This is a genomic window from Prevotella sp. HMSC073D09 (assembly GCF_001814145.1).
In the GTDB taxonomy this organism is placed as follows: domain Bacteria; phylum Bacteroidota; class Bacteroidia; order Bacteroidales; family Bacteroidaceae; genus Prevotella; species Prevotella conceptionensis.
In genome coordinates this window covers 51,738-70,178 of sequence record NZ_KV815122.1, presented here as the reverse complement: position 1 = coordinate 70,178, position 18,441 = coordinate 51,738, and the positions used below count along the sequence as shown (strand labels likewise).

General features: G+C 50.2%; 9 protein-coding genes. 1 reads left to right on the top strand and 8 read right to left on the bottom strand.

Going from position 1 to position 18,441, the window contains the following annotated elements; translation table 11 throughout:
- Positions 1–611 precede the first annotated feature (611 nt).
- Positions 612–1,832, bottom strand: a complete 1,221-nt coding sequence (locus HMPREF2955_RS11420; protein WP_070723609.1) for a 3-deoxy-D-manno-octulosonic acid transferase — start codon at positions 1,830–1,832, stop codon at positions 612–614.
- Between the two features lie 154 nt (positions 1,833–1,986).
- Positions 1,987–3,504, bottom strand: a complete 1,518-nt coding sequence (gene gltX, locus HMPREF2955_RS11415) for a glutamate--tRNA ligase (RefSeq protein ID WP_070723599.1) — start codon at positions 3,502–3,504, stop codon at positions 1,987–1,989.
- 421 nt (positions 3,505–3,925) lie between these two features.
- Here gltX and HMPREF2955_RS11410 point away from each other — a divergent pair, with 421 nt between their 5' ends.
- Entirely contained in the window at positions 3,926–4,939 is a 1,014-nt protein-coding gene (locus HMPREF2955_RS11410) for a hypothetical protein (protein WP_070723598.1), read from the top strand.
- 111 nt (positions 4,940–5,050) lie between these two features.
- Here HMPREF2955_RS11410 and HMPREF2955_RS11405 read toward each other — a convergent pair whose 3' ends face one another.
- The 6 genes from HMPREF2955_RS11405 to HMPREF2955_RS11380 form a co-directional block, all read right to left on the bottom strand.
- Positions 5,051–6,238 (bottom strand): glycan-binding surface protein, encoded by a 1,188-nt coding sequence (locus HMPREF2955_RS11405; RefSeq protein WP_070723597.1) that lies wholly within the window; start codon positions 6,236–6,238, stop codon positions 5,051–5,053.
- A gap of 42 nt (positions 6,239–6,280) precedes the next feature.
- Positions 6,281–8,041, bottom strand: a complete 1,761-nt coding sequence (locus tag HMPREF2955_RS11400) for a RagB/SusD family nutrient uptake outer membrane protein (protein ID WP_009231261.1) — start codon at positions 8,039–8,041, stop codon at positions 6,281–6,283.
- A 15-nt stretch (positions 8,042–8,056) separates the two neighbouring features.
- Positions 8,057–11,257, bottom strand: a complete 3,201-nt coding sequence (locus tag HMPREF2955_RS11395; protein WP_070723596.1) for a SusC/RagA family TonB-linked outer membrane protein — start codon at positions 11,255–11,257, stop codon at positions 8,057–8,059.
- A gap of 64 nt (positions 11,258–11,321) precedes the next feature.
- Positions 11,322–13,586 (bottom strand): GH92 family glycosyl hydrolase, encoded by a 2,265-nt coding sequence (locus HMPREF2955_RS11390; RefSeq protein WP_070723608.1) that lies wholly within the window; start codon positions 13,584–13,586, stop codon positions 11,322–11,324.
- Between the two features lie 231 nt (positions 13,587–13,817).
- A complete protein-coding gene (locus HMPREF2955_RS11385; protein ID WP_070723595.1) occupies positions 13,818–14,585 on the bottom strand; it encodes a discoidin domain-containing protein in 768 nt (255 codons plus the stop codon).
- 30 nt (positions 14,586–14,615) lie between these two features.
- Positions 14,616–17,366, bottom strand: a complete 2,751-nt coding sequence (locus HMPREF2955_RS11380; RefSeq protein WP_070723594.1) for a GH92 family glycosyl hydrolase — start codon at positions 17,364–17,366, stop codon at positions 14,616–14,618.
- Positions 17,367–18,441 lie beyond the last annotated feature (1,075 nt).

Sequence of the window (18,441 nt, the reverse complement as noted above, 5' to 3'; positions counted from 1 at the left end):
GGCATATTACGCCCCTCTCCCCTTGGAGAGGGGTCGGGGTAAGGCCAGTAGGGGTCGGGGGCGAGGCCAGTTGTAGGCGGTGTATGGCATATGGGGTGAGGGCAATTAGGGTAAGCTTGCGCCTAACAACGTTCGTTTTAAAAGCATACCATCCCCTCTCCCCTTGGAGAGGGGCTGGGGGTGAGGCCAGTAGGGGTTGGGGGTGAGGCCAGTTGTAGGGTGGTGTGGATATAGGAGTAAGGCCAGTTGTTGGGCGGTGTGGAGTATAGGGCGAGGCCAGTTGTAGGACGATGTGCCTATGGTGTTAGGCCAGTTGCGGTGCGCATGCGCCTAACAGCGTTCGTTTTAAAAGCATACCATCCCCTCTCCCCTTGGAGAGGGGCTGGGGGTGAGGCCAGTAGTAATCGGGGGTGAGGCCAGTTGTAGGGCGGTGTGGAGTATAGGTCGATGCCGGTTGTAGGTTAGTGTGTCGTATGGTGTTAGGCCAGTTGCGGTGCGCATGCGCCTAACAGCGTTCGTTTTAAAAGCATACTACTCCCCTCTCCCCTTGGAGAGGGGCCGGGGGTGAGGCCAGTTGTTGGGTGCGTTGTTGCTTTTGTAACTGCCTTGTTTTATTTCAAAAACACCTTTTCCAGCACCTTGTCCGTTGCGCCAACCTGACTTTTCACGTACTCGGTAGACTTCTCCCCTGCTACCTGCACGCGCCACGGAGCCTCGATAAACTCGTCCATCAGCGCATCGAAGTGCGCTTTACAATCCACTTCAAAGCCGCCGCCGGCCACCATTAAGTCTTGTGCCTCTTGGAAACGCTGATTGTTTGGCCCGAAAATAACGGGAACGCCCCATACGGCAGCCTCCAAAACATTGTGTATGCCAACGCCAAAGCCACCGCCAACATAGGTTACGTCGGCATAATGGTAAACGCTGGACAGCAATCCATAGCAATCGATGAGCAGACAATCGGCCTCGGCCACACTCTCGGGTGTGGCCTTCGAATAGCGAATGGTTTGCCCTTCAACCTGTTGTTCCAGCTGTTGCAGGTGTTCTTCGCTTACCACGTGGGGCGCAATAATCATCTTCCAATCAGACCGCGCGTTGAAGAAAGGCACGAAAATCTCTTCATCAGACGGCCAGCTGCTACCCGCAACAAACAAGTGCTTGCCCTGCACAAAATTCTCAATCAAAGGCAAATGCTTGCTGGCCTTTTGTATTTGCAGCACGCGGTCGAACCGCGTATCGCCCGTAACAGAAACATTGCGAATGCCTATCGTGGCCAACAGACTGCGGCTTTGCTCGTTCTGCACAAAGAAATGCGAGAAACAAGCAAGCACCTTTCCATAACTCTTGCCATACCAACGAAAGAAAATCTGGTCGGGACGGAAGATGCTGCTAACGCTATATGTCGGCACACCACGATGCTTAAGGATGTGCAGGTAGTTGTACCAAAACTCGTACTTGATGAAAAAGGCCATCACGGGGCGCACCTGCCGCAAGAAACGGCGGGCGTTGAGCGGCGTGTCGAGCGGCAAGTAACAAACGATGTCGGCTCCTTCGTAGTTCTTTCGCACCTCGTAGCCCGACGGCGAGAAAAACGTTAGCAGCACTTTGTATTGCGGATGTGTGTGGCGCAACTCTTCGATAAGCGGTCGCCCTTGCTCGAACTCACCCAACGAGGCTGCATGAAACCACACGTATTGCGCACCTTCTTCAACATTGTTGCGCAACACGTCGAAAGCATCGCGTTCGCCTCGCCACATCTTCCGCACCTTGGTGCTGAAAAAACTGGCAACGGCAACGCCCAAAAGATAGATGTAAATGATGATGTTATACACGAGTGTAAGGTTTTTGATGGATGACGTTTGGCGTAACTGCGTGGCCCGCAGCACCTTTTGCGCAAGGCAATTGTCGTTCTGTCAACGTCTGTTCTACAGCCTGTTCAGCAGTTTACTTTAAACAAAGGGCAAGCGGCGCAATGCCGCACTTACCCTATTTCAACACCTCAATAGCCCTACGAAGTCGCGCCAAGGTTTCTTCTTTTCCAAGGAAAGCGCTGATGTCGAACATGCCAGGACCCTTGCCTTCGCCCACAAGTGCCAGGCGGAAGGCGTTCATCACGTCGCCCAACTTATAGCCCATGCTTTCTACCCAGGCAAACACTTCGCGCTCTTGGTTCTCGATGGAGAAGTCGTTCAGGCCTTCTAGCACGTCGCTTAGTTGGGTCATCACCTCGGCCGAGTTCTCTTTCCAGCGTTTCTTCACCGTCTTCTCGTCGTATTGAACCGGCGCGATGAAGAAAAACGAGCACAGCGGCCACAGCTCTTTCACAAAGTTCACGCGGTCTTTCATCATGGCAACCACCTGCACAATGCGTTCCATGGGTTCGTCTATGCCGTTGTTGGCCACCATCGGCGCGAAAAGACTTGCAATCTCTTCGTTGCTCTTCTGCAAGATATACTCGTGGTTAAACCAAATGCCTTTCTGATAATCGAACTTGGCGCCGGCCTTAGAACAGCGGCTGATGTCGAAGGCCTCAACGAGCTGCGGCAGGGTGAACAACTCCTGTTCGGTGCCTGGGTTCCAGCCCAACAAGGCCAAGAAGTTTATCACCGCCTCGGGGAAATAGCCGCTTTCGCGGTAGCCCGACGACACTTCGCCCGTCTTGGGGTCGTGCCATTCCAGGGGGAAAACGGGGAAACCCAGCCTGTCGCCATCGCGTTTCGACAGCTTTCCTTTGCCTTCGGGTTTAAGCAACAAGGGCAGGTGTGCAAAGTGCGGCATGGTGTCGGCCCAGCCAAAGGCTTTGTATAGCAACACGTGGAGCGGCGCGCTAGGCAGCCATTCCTCGCCACGGATAACGTGGGTTATTTCCATTAGATGGTCGTCTACGATGTTGGCCAAGTGGTAGGTGGGCAGTCCGTCGGCGCTTTTATACAGCACCTTGTCGTCTAAGATGTCGCTTTTAATCACCACGTCGCCCCGAATCATGTCGTTAACATGCACCTCTTCGCCGGGCATCACCTTAAACCGCACCACGTATTGCGTGCCATCTCCAATCAGCGCATCCACTTCTTCGGCACTCATCGTCAGCGAATTGCGCATGCCGTTACGGGTTTGGGCATCGTATTGAAAGTTTTCTATCTCTGCCCTTTTGGCTTCAAGCTCTTGCGGTGTGTCGAAGGCGATGTAGGCCTTGCCTTCGTTTAGCAACTGGTCTACATACTGTTTGTAAATCTCCTTGCGCTCGCTTTGTCGGTAAGGTCCATACTTTCCGCCGAAGGAAACGCCCTCGTCGAACTTTATTCCCAACCAGCGGAACGACTCGATGATGTATTCTTCGGCTCCTGGCACAAAGCGTTGCGAGTCGGTATCCTCAATGCGGAACACCAAATCACCACCTTGTTGTTTGGCAAACAGGTAGTTGTAGAGTGCCGTACGCACTCCGCCGATGTGCAATGCCCCCGTGGGACTGGGCGCGAAACGCACCCTCACTTTTCTTTCAGACATATTATATATAATAGGTATGTTCCCCCCTGCGTGGGCGTTTCGCTTGCTGGTGCAACGCCCCTCGCCCAAGGGATGGCAATTATTTCATGCTGTTGTTTTCGTCTCGGCATACGCCCCGCGTTTTTACACGCATGGTATGTATGGCCGCTAATTTGTGCAAAATTACCATTTTTATGCTTAACTAGCAAACTCTTTTACATAAAAGGGGAACGTAAGCGGCTGAAAAAATGTGTCATGCAGCAACCAAGGCTTATGCCACTTGCAACGCCAAAGCGTGCGGTTGACGGCCTTGCCAATGCCACAGCATGCCCATAAACGCTAACATATCGATAAGATTGTACTGGATTACGGCAAAATTGTATCAACGAGAACAGAAGAAAATGCCTAAATTTGTAACATCTAACATAAACAAGAAACAATTATGAGAAAGCCAATTTTACTAGTTTCCTTTGCGCTCTTCACCACATTGAGCGCCTTCCCGATGAAAGAGATTGCCGGCGAGTTTCAACCTTGGGACGCCAATTGCCAGATATTGGGAAACAATGTTGCATTTATGACCGAGTGGAACGGTGTAACCTTCAAGTTCTTCGACAAAGACGGATGCGTGTTTGAAGGGGGAACAGACTTCTCGGAATACGACATGCTGGTGCTAAAACTCAAAGATGCCTCGTGCATGTTTAAGATTAAGACCGAATACACGGACGGAACGACGCAACAAGACAGCTGGGGCGCGGAGCAAGCCATAACGCCAGGACTTCTCGTTGCCGGCATAGCCTTGAACCACGAGCATAAGAAGAACGTGAAAGACTTTGTTTTGCAAAGTGCCGACTATCCTGGAATGATTACCGTAGACAAAGTTATTGCTTGCACAAAGGCCGAATACGAGCAAATGTTGAAGGAGGAAAAGGCTAAGCGATTCGAACTGACTCTGAAAAAAGTGAACGAAGGTGGCGGGGCAGATTACGACCCTGCAACAAAAACCATCAGCATTAAAGACGACTGGGCGCATAAGGGATGGTACTTCAACGACCAATTTAGGGATTTCAGTCTCTTCAACCTGTTCGTCATTCAGTTTGCCCAACCAACGGCAACCGACGGTGAAATAGGCATCGAATACGACGGAGAAGGCGCCCAAACAACCACAAGCAGGTTTGAGGCAGGTGCTTCACAGGTTAACGTGCCCTTATCTAAGGACAAGAACAAGCTGAGGCAGGTTTATGTAAAAGGGCCGTCGGGTGCCACGTTTGTGCTTAAAGGCGCACGCTTTGCAACCAATGGCGAGGTGACGGCCATTAAGCGCATCGACAAGGAAAAGACATCGGCCAACGCGCCGACACGTTATTACAGTTTGGACGGCAGAGAACTGAAACAGCCCACCAAGGGGTTGCACATCGAAAAGAAAAACGGTAGCGCACAGAAAGTGTTTGGAAGGTAACACGGCTGCTAGGGCATAGCAACATGCACGCCACCAAATAAGGCAGGCTCTGAACATCGTTAACGGTTCAGAGCCTGCCTCGGTTTTGTGCATTCCTTATTATATATGGTATTATCGTTTCTTCGCAAACCTCAGGTTGGCCAATGCAAAGTCGGCATCAAACCCATCGTGAGGTTGGTAAACGATGGTGAGGTCGTTGCTGCCTTTCTTCAATGTGGGTTGAGCATCATTGTCTCTAAACCATGTGGCGGCATCTAGGGTTATGGTGCGCCACTCGCCGTTGGTATTTAACGATACGCCTTGGTCTGCCGGGTTCCAACGTAGTTTCATGTTGTCGGCACTTTGCTGGCTCCAGAAGATGAAATCGCCTGTGGGTATGGGCTTATCCTTGGCGGTCCAAACCTCGAACTTGATGCAATAGTTTTCCAAATGGTTCACCACATCGGCATCGTCGAGGTCGAAATGCCCGGCGATGAGCGTATCCCAATTCCATGCCGAGTAGAGGCTCTTTCGCCTAAAGAAACATTTGCCAACAGGCGGAACGGGGTCGCCCTCGTTCGTTCCGTCGGTGAAATAGTCTTGCGAGGTCCATAGGTAACCCTTACCGAAAAGGTAATCCTTATCGTAACTGGCAAAGAGTTGCACGCCTTTGTCGCGATAAGGCAGGCGTATAGGTTGCTCTAACTTTGGGCTCGACATTACTATTTCTGTGCCATCGGCAGCATCTTCGGGTATGGTGAGCACAATTTTCTTGTCGTTTTTCTCAACAACCGTTAGCGGCTTGCCCCCTAATGTGAATGTGGCCTGGTTTGAAGTAAGCCCATATAGGTTGAAAAATTCTCCCATAACGGTGACATTACTACCCGGTTTGGCAAATTCGTTGTCCAGCCCCACAACCTTTAGTTTTGGGAAATCGACGGTGAAATTCGTGGTGGTTTCGCCCAAAGCGGTGCGTACGGTAAGGGTGTTCGTGAGCTTATTGGGAGCTTCGGCAGGTATGGCCACGTTTATCCGCGTGCGGACAGCATAAACGTCTTTGAGGTTTACCTCCACATCATTAAAGAGAATGGCCGTGGGGTGTGCCAAGTTGTCGCCGTGAATGGCAAGCCATTGGCCCATGCCACTTTGGGTAACCGCTTGGTTTAAATCGGTAACCGTGGTAATCTTCGTTATTGTAGGTGCGCCAGCGGCAGAGAAATCTTCCACATCGGGATTGTCTACAATGTTTTGGCAAGCCATCATCGCCGTGGCAATGGCAAGCAAGCCAAGGTTTAAATGTTTTCTTATCTTTGCTTTCATTATCGTGCAATTAAAGGGGATATGTATCTTTGGGCAAAGCCGTTACCACCCCGGATTGTTTTTAGTTATGAACTTATTAACGCCCACTTCCGAACCGGGAATGGGGAAGAGCAAGTGTTTTTCCATCCTTGTCTTCACAATGTCCACCTCGTCTGTTCCGCCGATGGCGTTCATCACAGGCAGATAGATGCCCCACCTAATCAAGTCCCATCGGCGATCGCCCTCTTCGGCAAATTCCATTGCCCGCTCTTCCAACACAGCCGAGCGGAAAAGCACCTTATCGTTAATGTTGCCTACACCCGTAAGCGATTTGGGCGTGGCATTGCTGCGCACCCTTACGCGGTTGAGGGCGTTAAGCGCTTCGGCGGTAGGACCATTGTTGGCCTCGTTGGCCGCCTCTGCATATATCAGCAGTACATCGGCAAAACGCAGGAAGGGGAAATATATGTCAGCGCGCTTTTTCGTTCTGTCGCTTACATAGGTGTACTTGGTGAGGTAGGCCAAGTAATTGTTATCGTTCTTGCTTTCGTAAGAAAGTCCATCGTTGAAGGGTGCTACGGGAGCCACCCACTTCCCTTCGTCATTGGTATAACCTTGGGCTTTTTTCTTCCATTCGTCGGTGTTGGGATAATAAGAACCGCCATGATAGTCTACGGCATGATAGCGTTGCCAGCGGTGCATCACGCCTTTGGTTATGCGATAGTCTTGCGGTTCGAACAGCTTATACCAATGATTGCGCATGCCATGATGCAAGCCGTAGGTCTCGCCGGCCGTACCCAACACGCCCGTATAGCCCTCGCCGAAAGACACGCCATAAACATCGTCGTTGGAAACGGTTTGCAAGCTCCAGATGTGTTCCACCTTATTGCGGTTGCCTATTGCCCAAAGTGCATCGTAAGGCAGTAAGTCGTACGAGCCGTACTTGCCGTCCATCACCTCCTTGGCCTTATCGCGCGCTAGGGCGAAACACTTCATGTAGTCTATCTTATCATATCCCGCGAGCTGCATTTTTTTGTGTTCGATGGCCACAGGATTGGTGTAAACCTTCTCGCCAGCCACTTTCTCGAAGGCCTTTCCGCCCCTTACGATAACCTTTTCGCCAGTGGGAACGGCACCCGAGGCCATGGTTAGGTAGACCTTTGCCAAGAGCGACGCAGCCGTTCCTGCCGAAACATGCCCCAAGGAGAATTCCCTATCAGTGTTCTTATAGAGCCGTTGCTCGGCCTGTTGCAAGTTGGCGATGATGTAATGGTAAACCGAGTCGATGGGTTGGCGTGGCTGGTGAATGTCGGAAAGTCCCGAATTGATGGTGTGATCACGAACGGGGATGGGGCCAAACGCCCTTACCAACAGGAAATAGGCGTATGCCCTGAGCACCTGCATTTCGCCAATGGCATTGTCTTTGCCTCGTGGCGTGGTGCCCGTCATGGCCTCAACGTTCTCAATTCCCAGGTTGCAGCGGTGTATGATGTTGTACATCTTCTCCCACATCTGCTGTGCGTGGTCGTCGTCTTGGAAGTTTCCCGACCCGAATTTGCCAAAGGCCCAGTCGGGACCGGTCATGTAATCGCAGTCGAAATCGAGCACATGGGGAAAGGCATCCCAGCGAAACACCTCGTAAGTGAGCGCGCTAAAGGCGCCCGTGGCCCATTGTTGTGCGCCTTCGTCGTTGTTTTCTATGTTCTTGTCGTTGACGAACGAGAAACCCTTCTCGTCCAACAGGTCTGCGCACGAGATGCAGGATGCGGCAACAAGTGCGCCCCACAAACAAGCGGCAATATACTTAACACCTATCTTTTTCATAATGAAACTTCGTTTTTAGTAATCCAACTTAAATCCGAGGGCAAAGGTTCGGCTGCCCGGATAACAGTAATAATCCACGCCACGTCGCGATGCATCCCAACCGAAAGCATTCACATCGGGGTCGGCTCCGCTATATTTGGTAATGGTAAACAGGTTTGTGGCACTGGCATATACATATATGTTAGAGATGCCTTGCCAATGTGGCTTGATGTTGTAACCCAAATTTAGGCTTTTCAACCGCAGGTAAGAGGCATCCTCCACGTACCTATCCGACACTTTCATGTCGCGGTTTCGCGTGGCTACGTTTTTGGGATAGCGGGCTGTTGCAGCCGTTTCGGGTGTCCACCTGGCCTCGTACGCACTGCGGGGGATGTTGCCAATGTCGTCGAGTCGAACGTCGCGCATGTTGGCGTTGAAGAGACTATTGCCCACCGAACCTTGGAAGAAGAAACTCAGGTTAAACCCTTTCCAACTGAACGTGTTGGTTATTCCGAAGGTATAGTCGGGCAAAGTCTTCCCTATTACGGTTTTGTCGGCATCGGTAATCACCCCATCTCCGTTGAGGTCTTTGTACTTAACCTCGCCGATAACGAAACGTTTAATCTCGTCAGACGACATCCCCGCGTAGCTTTTGTTCATGCGGGCTTCGGCCTCGTTATCATAAAATCCATCTTCAAGGAAACCGTAAATGGTGCCGATAGGCAGTCCGTTGCGCTGGATGAACACCTTCTCCATACCGGCAGATACGCGTTCGGCAAAGCGGTCTGAGGAGAGTCCGCCTATCTCATTCTTGTTAAAGGCGATGTTCGCTTCGATGTTCCAATTGAACCCTTTGTGGTTAATGGCATTGAACTTCGCTGCCACTTCAATTCCCTTGTTCACCACATGGCCTTCGTTAGACCACATGTTGACGAAACCGTTGCTGGAAGGGATGGCGGTGCTTTGCAGCAAGTCGCGTGTTTTTTTCCAATACAAGTCGGCCGTAAGGTTAACCCTTCCTCTCCAAAAGGCCATGTCGAGGCCAAGGTTAAATTGGTCGGTGGTTTCCCATTTCAGGTTTTTGTTCAGCGCGCCGCGCCATAACACCTCAGAGAAACCGCTTGCCATGCTGCCATTATAAGGATAGTTGGATGCTATCATATATAATTGTGCCTGATAAGCGCCAATGCCTTGGTTGCCCGTTTGTCCGTAGCTGAATCGTAGTTTAAGGTTATCGAAGATGTCTAAATCCTTAACGAAGCGTTCTTCTGATAGTCGCCAGGCCACCGCACCAGATGCGAAGTGTCCTATTTTGTTGTTTGCCTGAGAGAATTTGCTCGACCCATCGCGGCGCAAAGATGCTGTAGCGACGTATTTTCCGCCCGCATACGAATAGTTGACGCGTGCCAATAGCGACATCAACTTTTGCTGTCCGCGCTCGCTCTCTGGCGCATTATAGCTTAATCCCAGCCCCATATTGTGCTCTTGGGTTACGTCCGAGGGGAAGTTTTTTGCAGACATGCCCTTCGAACCGAAGTTGGCTATCTCGTAGGTAAAGCCTAACAAGGCGTTTACCGAATGTTTTCCGCCGAAACTCTTATCGAAAGTAAGCAGCGATTCGGACGTCAGGCTCTTCCACCAGCTATCGCTTTGCCCTCCTTTCCCATTGTCGGGATACTTGCCTTCGGAGGTATGCCTGTCGTAATACGACCCGCGACTGTTTTCCGAATAACCCAATCCGAGGTTCTGTCGGAACTTTAAATAAGGCCTGATCTTAGCCTCCAAGTAAGACGAGGAGAAGAAGTTGCTCATCCGCTGCTGGTCTTTCGAGTTGTTAAGATAAACCACAGGGTTCGATGCAAGCCAGTTTAGCTTGTCCGACTCATACACGCTGACATCGGGGGCATAAGTGGCAGGGAACACCAAGGCCGACCTTACCACACCAACTTCATTGCTCGACTTGGCGAAGTCGGTCGTCGAGTTGGTGTAATTCATGTTCATGCCAATCTCTAACCAGTCTTTCACCCTACGTCCGATGTTCATGTGAAGGATGTAACGCTCAAATCCCGAACGCCTGATAACGCCCGTTTGGTTGAGATAGTTACCCGAAAACGACCACCAACCATTGTTGTCGCTACCCGACACGTTAAGGTTGTACTCTTGAGAGAAACCCGTATGGTAGATTTCGTCTTGCCAATTGGTGCCTCGCACCATCGTTTTGTTCCCATATTGGTCGGTTCGCAGGCCGGGATTGAGGAAATCCTCGGGCGAGGGATTATATACGCCCGAGTTCTCAACAATCTTTCCATTGAGTTCCCGATACTTCCATTTTCCCTCGTAAGGCAGCCCGTTCACGGTTTCTCCGTTATATATTGCCCTGTTGGCCGTTTGCTCATTAATGTAACGCGCGTAGGTAACGGGGTCGAGCACATCTATCTTTTTCAGCACGTTCGACATGCTCAGGTTCGACGTGAACTCAATCTTTCCACGCCCGGCCTTACCTTTCTTCGTAGTAATGAGCACCACGCCGTTGGCTCCACGCGACCCATAGATGGCCGTTGCAGAGGCATCTTTAAGTATTTCGAGCGATTCGATGTCGTGTGGGTTAATCGAGGCGAGGGCGTTCATGCGCATCTGACTGCCGTCGGTGGCCTTACTCGATGGCGTGCCAGCCGTTTCAAAGGGAACACCATCTACAATGTAAAGCGGCTCGGTGCTTGTGGTGAACGAGTTTGCGCCACGCACATTGATGCTGATAGCACCGCCCGGTGCCCCGTCGGTTTTGTTAACCACCACGCCCGACACCTTTCCTTGCAGGGCTTGGTTAAAGCTAGAAGCGCCCGTCCCCAAAAGGTCGTCGCCGCTTATCTTGGCCACTGCTCCCGATAGGTCACGTTTCTTCATCGTGCCATAACCCACAACGACGATGTCGTCGAGTTTCACGGCATCGTCTTGCAGCACCACATTGAGGGTAGACCGGTTGCCAACCTTCAACCTTTGGCTCTGCATGCCGATACAAGTGATGTCTAACACGTCGCCAGGCTCTGCATCAATGGCATACCTACCCTCGGCATCCGTAACCACAGCAGCCTTGTTTTGAATTTTGATTACTGCTCCCACGATGGGTTCGGCTTTCGTGTCAGACACCCTACCCGTTATGTGTTTGCCCTGAGCTAATGCTGACAAGGGCACCGAACAAAGCGAAAACAGCAACAATGCGTATTTATTCATTCTCATCTGATTTTATTGTTTGTACTTAGATTGTTGGCAGGCAGCAAAGCGTTTGCTTGCCCATCCCACCTTAATAATAAGACGGCGGAACGTCTTTCTCTGTCGCTCCCCATTGTTTGTTGGGCTCTTTACCCATCACGAAGTTCAGCCTTGCGCCATGTTTCAGTTTGTTCCAGTCTAACCACGTGGATGTTGTTTCGCGCCCGTCTACTTGCAAACGCTGTATGTAAGGGGCATCATTGCCTGCGTTTTCACCAATAATAGTGAGCGTTTTACCCCCCTTGAGCTGCAACTGAACCTTAGTGAACAGCGGACCCGTTACCACAAAGCCTCCAATGCCCGGGATGTAGGGATACAATCCCATAGCCGAGAATACGTATAAGGCCGACATTGCACCGGCATCGTCATCGCCGGGGAGCCCGTTAGGCGTATCGTCGAACCGATTGAGGACGTTTCGCACCATCCGTTGACTTTTCCATGCCTTGCCTAAGAAGTTGTACACGTAGACACTCCCAAAGCAAGGTTCGTTGCCCAACCAATAATATGGAACATCGGGTGCCCAACCGCACTTCACTTGCGACGTAAACGTGTCGAGCCGTTTCTCCATTGCATCCTTACCTCCACAAAAGTCTGTCAAGGCATCTACGTTATGCGGAACGCTCCAAAAATACTGCATGGCATTACCTTCGTTAAAGCCTTTCTCCATGTTGGGTGCGAAAGGCGTTAGGAAACTGCCGTCGGCGTTTCTCGGCCTTATCAGCCGCGTTTCTTCATCAAATAGTTTTTCGAAACTTTGCGAACGATTCATATAATAGTTGTATGCAGCCTCGTCGCCGGCAGCCTTGCATATCTGGGCAATAGAAAAGTCGTCGATAGAATATTCAAGGGTCATCGAGGCGCCATGCCCATGCCTATCTACGGGCACGTATCCATACGTCATGTAGTCTTCAACGTGCTCCCAACCGTGGAAACCTTTACACTTAATGTGTTTCACCGACACGCGTTTCATCATCTCTTTGGTTGCTTGCAGGTCGAAGTTCCGTGCCCCAAAGGCATAGAGATTGGCAATGAAGGGGAACGTTGAGTAGCCATTCATCACCCCATATTCAACGTTGTTCATGCTCCAATTGGGATAAGCCCCTCCTTGCTCGGCATCAAGTAACAGCGATTGGGCCATGTCCGAAGCCTCATCGGGTGCGATTAGGGCCTGCAATGTGGTGGTTGTGCGATAGGTGTCCCACAGCGAGAAGTTGGCATATTGTTTCCTTCCATTGGCCACACGATGCACTTTATCGTCAAATCCCATGTAGTCGCCGTTCACGTCACTGTACACGTTGGGGTGCAAAAGGTTGTGGTAAACGGCGGTGTAAAATGCCTGCCGTTGACTTTCGCTGCCTCCTTCTACGGTCAGGCGCGACAACATGCGCTCCCATTGCGATTTCGTTGCGCGGCAAACGTCCTCAAACTCCCAACAACTTATCTCTTCTTGCAGGTTTTTGCGGGCGTTATCGATACTCACATACGAGATGGCCACCTTCATTTTCACAGCCTTTCCATTCAACTTTCCAAACGACACGTATGCGCCCACGTCGTCTCCTGCCACGTTAGAGGTCCCTTCGGCCTTGGCTTTGCCTTTCCACACGCCGTAGCTGCTGAACTTGGTGTTGAACTTAGCCACAAAAAACACGCGGTATGGGCGGTCTCTGGGGTCGCGCCAACAAAATCCGCCCGTCGAAACCCACCCCGTTACGGTCATGGCTGTCGACTCGATGTGCAGTTCTCCATCGCCGATGCCGTTGGCACAGTTTGTTGGAGCAAACACCAAATGCGCCTCTTGGTCGCCTCGATAGGTAATTTCGCCGATGGCAGCGTGTACCGTAGCAGCGAACTTCGCATCCACATGGTAATCGTCGAGCGTAACAGAATAATAGCCAGGCATTGCCTTTTCGCGTTCGTGCGAGAACCGCGACACGTATGCATGCTTGTCGTTCACAGGCGATTTGTCGAGTGTTCCCGCAACGGGCATAAACTGCAAGTCTTGCATGGCATGGCAACCCACACCGCTATAATGTGTCAGCCCAAAGCCGTTTATCTCGTTTCGGAAATATTTGTAACCCGGACGCGATGCGGCATCTTCGTAATTGTCGAACGTGTTGTTAGGACTTAACGACAGCATGCCGAACGGAGCCTGGGCACCAGGGAAACAGTTGCCCTCGTTGCCCGTGCCTATAAAGGGGTTTACAAGCCGATAGGGTGTCTTGTCTTGGGCAAAAAACACCCTTGGCATGCCCAAGATAAGAACCAGGCATACCCAAAATCTTACTGGTTTAAGCATAAGCCACCTGTTTGTAAGGGAGGGGGTAAAGGTGCGCCGGATGCCGCAATAGTCCGACGTTTTCGTTAAGCCAAAGGAGACAATGCCAAACTTGTTCGAACGTTGCCTTGGCGAGTATTGAAAATCGCCGGCACGGTTCTTTTGGCAAAGTGGAAAGGCTAAACGTTCTTTGGGGAGGAACAAGAAGAGAACCATGCAGCACCATAAGGCGCCCCCTTACCACACCATTTACTATTTTACGCCATATAGTTCCAGTTCCCAAACGCGGATGGTGAAGTCTTTGTTCGGGTCGTAGGCCACGAATTTCACGTATCTTCCCTTTACGGGGGCAAAGGTAATGTCTTTCACATTATCGTTGTTCCCCGTCTCGCTTAGGGCCAAAGTCCAGTCGGTTTGGTTGTCGCTCACAAAGAGTTTAAAGTTTTGGATGTTGTCGTAATCGGTCTCTTTGGTACGGCAGTCGTAGAATTTCAAGCGATAGATTTGGCATGTTTGCCCTAAGTCTACCACCACTTCGTGTTCTTTCTTTCCCTCGGCACACCATTTCTTGCTGTAATTGTCGGGGTCGGCGGTACCATCAAAGAGCCAATCGGGCCTTTCGTCGCCCACGTTGCCGCTACACGACACAACCTTCTTGCCAACACTCAGCAGCTCTATCTTTTTGCTGTTCGATACTTCTACGTTGGTTTTCAGTTCTACGTCGTCGCTCTCATCGTTGCTTTCCACAAACACCTTCACCTCGTAATTACCTTCATCGGGGATTTTCACCACCACCTTGTTGCCCCTTTCAGACAATTTCTTAAACTGTTTGGGTAAAGTCCACTTGTACTTGTAGGTGGCAGACGGATTGGTGCCTTCTACCTCAAACGACACTTTGCCGCCAGTGGGAAGCAGCACTTTCGAGGCTTTAAGGCAAAGCTTGTTACCCGTTTGTTGCCCGAATGCCGAAAGCACACCGAGCGTGAGCATAAAGCCCAACGTCAAAAGGAAATGTTTCATGTTGTTTAAATATTAATTGTTATTCGATGTTCACTTCGTTAGTTCGTACCTTATGGTTGCCCCGTTCTTCAGGTCGTCATAAGTAATGATGCCGTCGGTGCAGGTTTTGCCGTTCACTTTCACCTCTTTTATATAGATGTTCTTGTCGGTGCGGTTGGGCGCGCTTATCTCGATGTTGCCGTTTGGCCGTTGTATGGTAACCCGTTTAAACAAGGGCGAATTGAGATAGTAGATGTTTTGCCCTGCGTTGGGGAAGAAACCCATAGCCGAGAAAAGCCACCACGAAGACATGGCGCCGCTATCGTCGTTGCCGGGCATGGAATATTCGCCGAAAAGGTTTTCCAACACATGGTTCACCCAATAGCAAGTGAGGTCCATCCGCCCGGCATGATTGAAGAGGCGCGCCGTAAGGAACGATGGCTCATTGGCCAACTCCAACAGGCTGTTTCTGAAACCGTAGTCCAGTTTCTTGGCAAACTGCTCTTTGCCACCATTCAATTCGATGAGTTTGTCTATGTCGTGGGGCACGAAGAAAGAATAAGTCCAAGCGTTGGCTTCATAAAAATAGCGTTTCCACGAGCCCCAAAAGTAGGTGGCATCTATGTCTATCCACTTTCCGTCTTTGTCTCTGGGGCAAATAAAGCCCTTAAAGCCCTTGCTTTCCAAGTCGGCGTTCCACATGTTCACCCAGCGTTTCGAGCGTTCCAGATATTTCTTGTAGTCGCATTCGTGACCCAATTTCTTGGCTGCCAATGCCACACAGTAGTCGTTATAGGAGTATTCCAAGGCTGTTGATTGGGCCATCACGCCACCGGGGAGCCATCCGTTCTGCCGATAGAACAGCGTATCGTTTTGGCCCAACCCCTTTTCGCCCACCATTAACGGCGCTGCACGGCGCTCGTGGTCGGCACTGAACTTCAAGTACTTGTAAGCCTCAGCCTTGTCAAAGCCTTTAATGTCTTTAATAATAGCGTCGGCCACGATGTTGTCTACATCGTTTCCACCTTGTTCTTCGGCCATATCGTTACCTGCTATATAGGCGTCTTTCACCTTTCCGTTCACCTTCCAGCGATTAACGAAGGCCTGAACGTTACGTCCAACCACGTCGGGCTCGATGATGGTGAGCAGCGGGAAGAGCGTGCGCCACGTATCCCACACGGCGAAATGGTCGTCCCACAGTTCCTTGTTGCCGAATGCGGGGAACTCGTTGGTGCGGTTTCGGGGCATCAGCAAGCAGTGATACAAGGCCGAATAAAACTGTTTCATCCTCACGGCTGGAGCTTCGTCTACAACGATGTCGCTCAATATGCGGTTCCACTTGTCCTCGCCGCGTTTCTTCGTTGCCTCGAAATCCCATCCTGGAATTTCGGCGGCAAGATACTTCTTGGCCTGCTCAACACTGTTAAACGATATGGCTATCTTGAGTTTAACCGCCTCGCCGTTGTTCGTGTAGTATGTAAAGTAGCTGCCTATGCGGTCTTCTCCTTGGGTTAGTTGGGCCTTCTTGGCACCTTGTTGCAGTGTCCCGTTTTTCCAAACACCGAACGTTCGGGGCTTTTTGTCTAGCTGCGCGGTGAAATACAACTTGTAAAAACCACCGCTGAAACCACCTTCGTATTCAATCATACCCGAAAATCTGTCGCCTTCGTCACTGTCTATGCTCACGCTGTTTGCCTTAACTGTTCCGCCGATATATTTGGCAATGTCGCGGGTAAGACTGTGGGTTACGTCCATGGCGATGTTCGCCTCGGGCGTTTGCGGGAAAGTGAAACGGTAAATGGCGGCATGTTCGGTTGGCGTCAGTTCGGTAACGATGCCATACCTGTCTAACCTTGCCCTATAATAGTTGGGCTTGGCCACTTCGTCGCTTGCCGGCGAGTCGTGTTCGGTTTCGCCAACGCTGAGCCCCACTTGTGGCGAAAGCAAGAAATGGCCATATTTTCCCCATCCCGTTCCACTAACGTGCAGCTGCCCAAAACCGCGTATTGGCTGATTAGGTGCATAGCCGTCGTGTTCGCCTTCGGGTGTTTGGGGCGACGGATTGATGGAGCCGAACGGCATTTGCGGACCAATAACGCAGTTGCTACCGTTGGCATCGATAACGCCCACCCTATTGTCTACAAACGACATCAGTGCGTATATCTTTTTCTTACCCTCCGTATGCAGATAGCGTGGCTTAACCATAGCACCCCATTTGCCTATCGGCTCGATGCGCGAGGGCTGCCCTGCGCCCCTAGTCCACACCTGGAACTCCATCAAGCGCACAGCGTCGTCTTTGGCCTCTTCGGGCACAAGGAAACGAACTAAGCGCACACCTTTCCAATCCACATCGTAAACACGTTGGTTTTGTGTATTTGTTGTCTCCGTTATTCGGTCGGTCCAGTGTTGTCCGTCGACACTTGTTTGCACCTTATATATGTTGTTGGGGTCCCAATTTTCCCATATCAGGCAAACCTTACGCACGTTGTAATCTTTCTGAAGGTCGTAAAGCAACCACTTGTTTGGCGAACTGTTGTCGCACCATTTGGTTCGCACGTCCCCATCGCAAGCCTTCTCGGGCGTCTCATTCTGGTTGACGAATGCCGACGCACTCACATCAATGTCTTTCGACAGGGCGATGTTGCGCATAATGGTATCTGCGTTTGTGGTTTGTGCCTGCTTTGTTACGGTCACCTTTTTACGTTTCGCGCGCGTGTTGTCCGTAGGGAAATTTGTCCGCACCACAGCGTGCAAGGCCACGGCTACAAACAACAGAGCCGGTAATAATGTATGTTTTCTCATTTGTCTATATAGGTAAATATATTGTTACTGTTAATACGTCTTTACACCTATTGCAAGGATTAGGCAAAGCAGGACTGTTTTATGGGCAACCATTCAATTTGCTATTGATTTAGCTCCACAAGGAATAAAAAGGTTGCAACAGCGCACATTTTGTCATAATTTGGCAATAATTGGTGGATTATCATGTGCACAAAGTTAAGAATAATATAGTAAATCATTGTGCACTATATTATCAATATCTAATACTTTCTTGCATTATCACATTTTCTTTTTAACAATTTGGGTAATGTTACGGTGCCTCCCGACCTTTTTCCCCCTCCACCTTTCCAATATAGGCACTGAAGTCGTCTTGACTTTTTATGTTTCTATCATTTAAGAGGTGTTTGTTATCTCTGTTATGCCAACACAAGATAAACACCTTTCTTACACACGAAGTACAGGGAAAGTCAACCCACCAACTCATCAACTCACCAACTCATCAACTCAAAAAGCCACCAGCTCATCAACTCAAAAACTCAAAACACCTCCAACTCACCAGCTTTGCACCTCACCAACTTAAAAACTTATAGTCAAACAGAATTGCTTTTGGAAAATAGCTGATAGAAGAGTGCAACGCGTGTACAGCATGGCATTAACAAGGCTTTACGCGGATTAAAAGTAGGTGTATTGTTTGCCTACGCTGCATTTGTGGCTTTCTAAATCCAATTCTGTTTGGCTATAAATTATTATCTTTTATTTTACAATATCGCTCTAATTCCCGATCCGTTCTAGCGAAAATATAGGCCCAAAAGTAGGCAAATCGCCCCAATTTTTAGCCTTTCGCTCCTCCCGGCATGTTCAATTTCAAGAAAAAGACCTGCATTTTGTACCTTTTAGCCTTTCTATTTTGCTGAACGGCTCGTAATTTTTCAAGCCCAAATACACGCTTTTAACCCCTAGAATCCCACTTTTTAACCACTATTTTGCCCTTTTCGACCATGTTTTTAATGGTTCTAAAAGATTATATTTATACCATTGCTGTGGATAATCATGCTTCTCACCTTGCGTTTAGCACCATTTTGCCTTGTGTTTTGCA

What these genes read in the sequence shown, in the direction of transcription:
- HMPREF2955_RS11390 (WP_070723608.1), bottom strand. Translation starts at nt 13,586, where the DNA reads ATGCTTAAACCAGTAAGATTTTGGGTATGCCTGGTTCTTATCTTGGGC.
- HMPREF2955_RS11410 (WP_070723598.1), top strand. Translation starts at nt 3,926, where the DNA reads ATGAGAAAGCCAATTTTACTAGTTTCCTTTGCGCTCTTCACCACATTG.
- HMPREF2955_RS11385 (WP_070723595.1), bottom strand. Translation starts at nt 14,585, where the DNA reads ATGAAACATTTCCTTTTGACGTTGGGCTTTATGCTCACGCTCGGTGTG.
- HMPREF2955_RS11395 (WP_070723596.1), bottom strand. Translation starts at nt 11,257, where the DNA reads ATGAGAATGAATAAATACGCATTGTTGCTGTTTTCGCTTTGTTCGGTG.
- HMPREF2955_RS11380 (WP_070723594.1), bottom strand. Translation starts at nt 17,366, where the DNA reads ATGAGAAAACATACATTATTACCGGCTCTGTTGTTTGTAGCCGTGGCC.
- HMPREF2955_RS11405 (WP_070723597.1), bottom strand. Translation starts at nt 6,238, where the DNA reads ATGAAAGCAAAGATAAGAAAACATTTAAACCTTGGCTTGCTTGCCATT.
- gltX (WP_070723599.1), bottom strand. Translation starts at nt 3,504, where the DNA reads ATGTCTGAAAGAAAAGTGAGGGTGCGTTTCGCGCCCAGTCCCACGGGG.
- HMPREF2955_RS11400 (WP_009231261.1), bottom strand. Translation starts at nt 8,041, where the DNA reads ATGAAAAAGATAGGTGTTAAGTATATTGCCGCTTGTTTGTGGGGCGCA.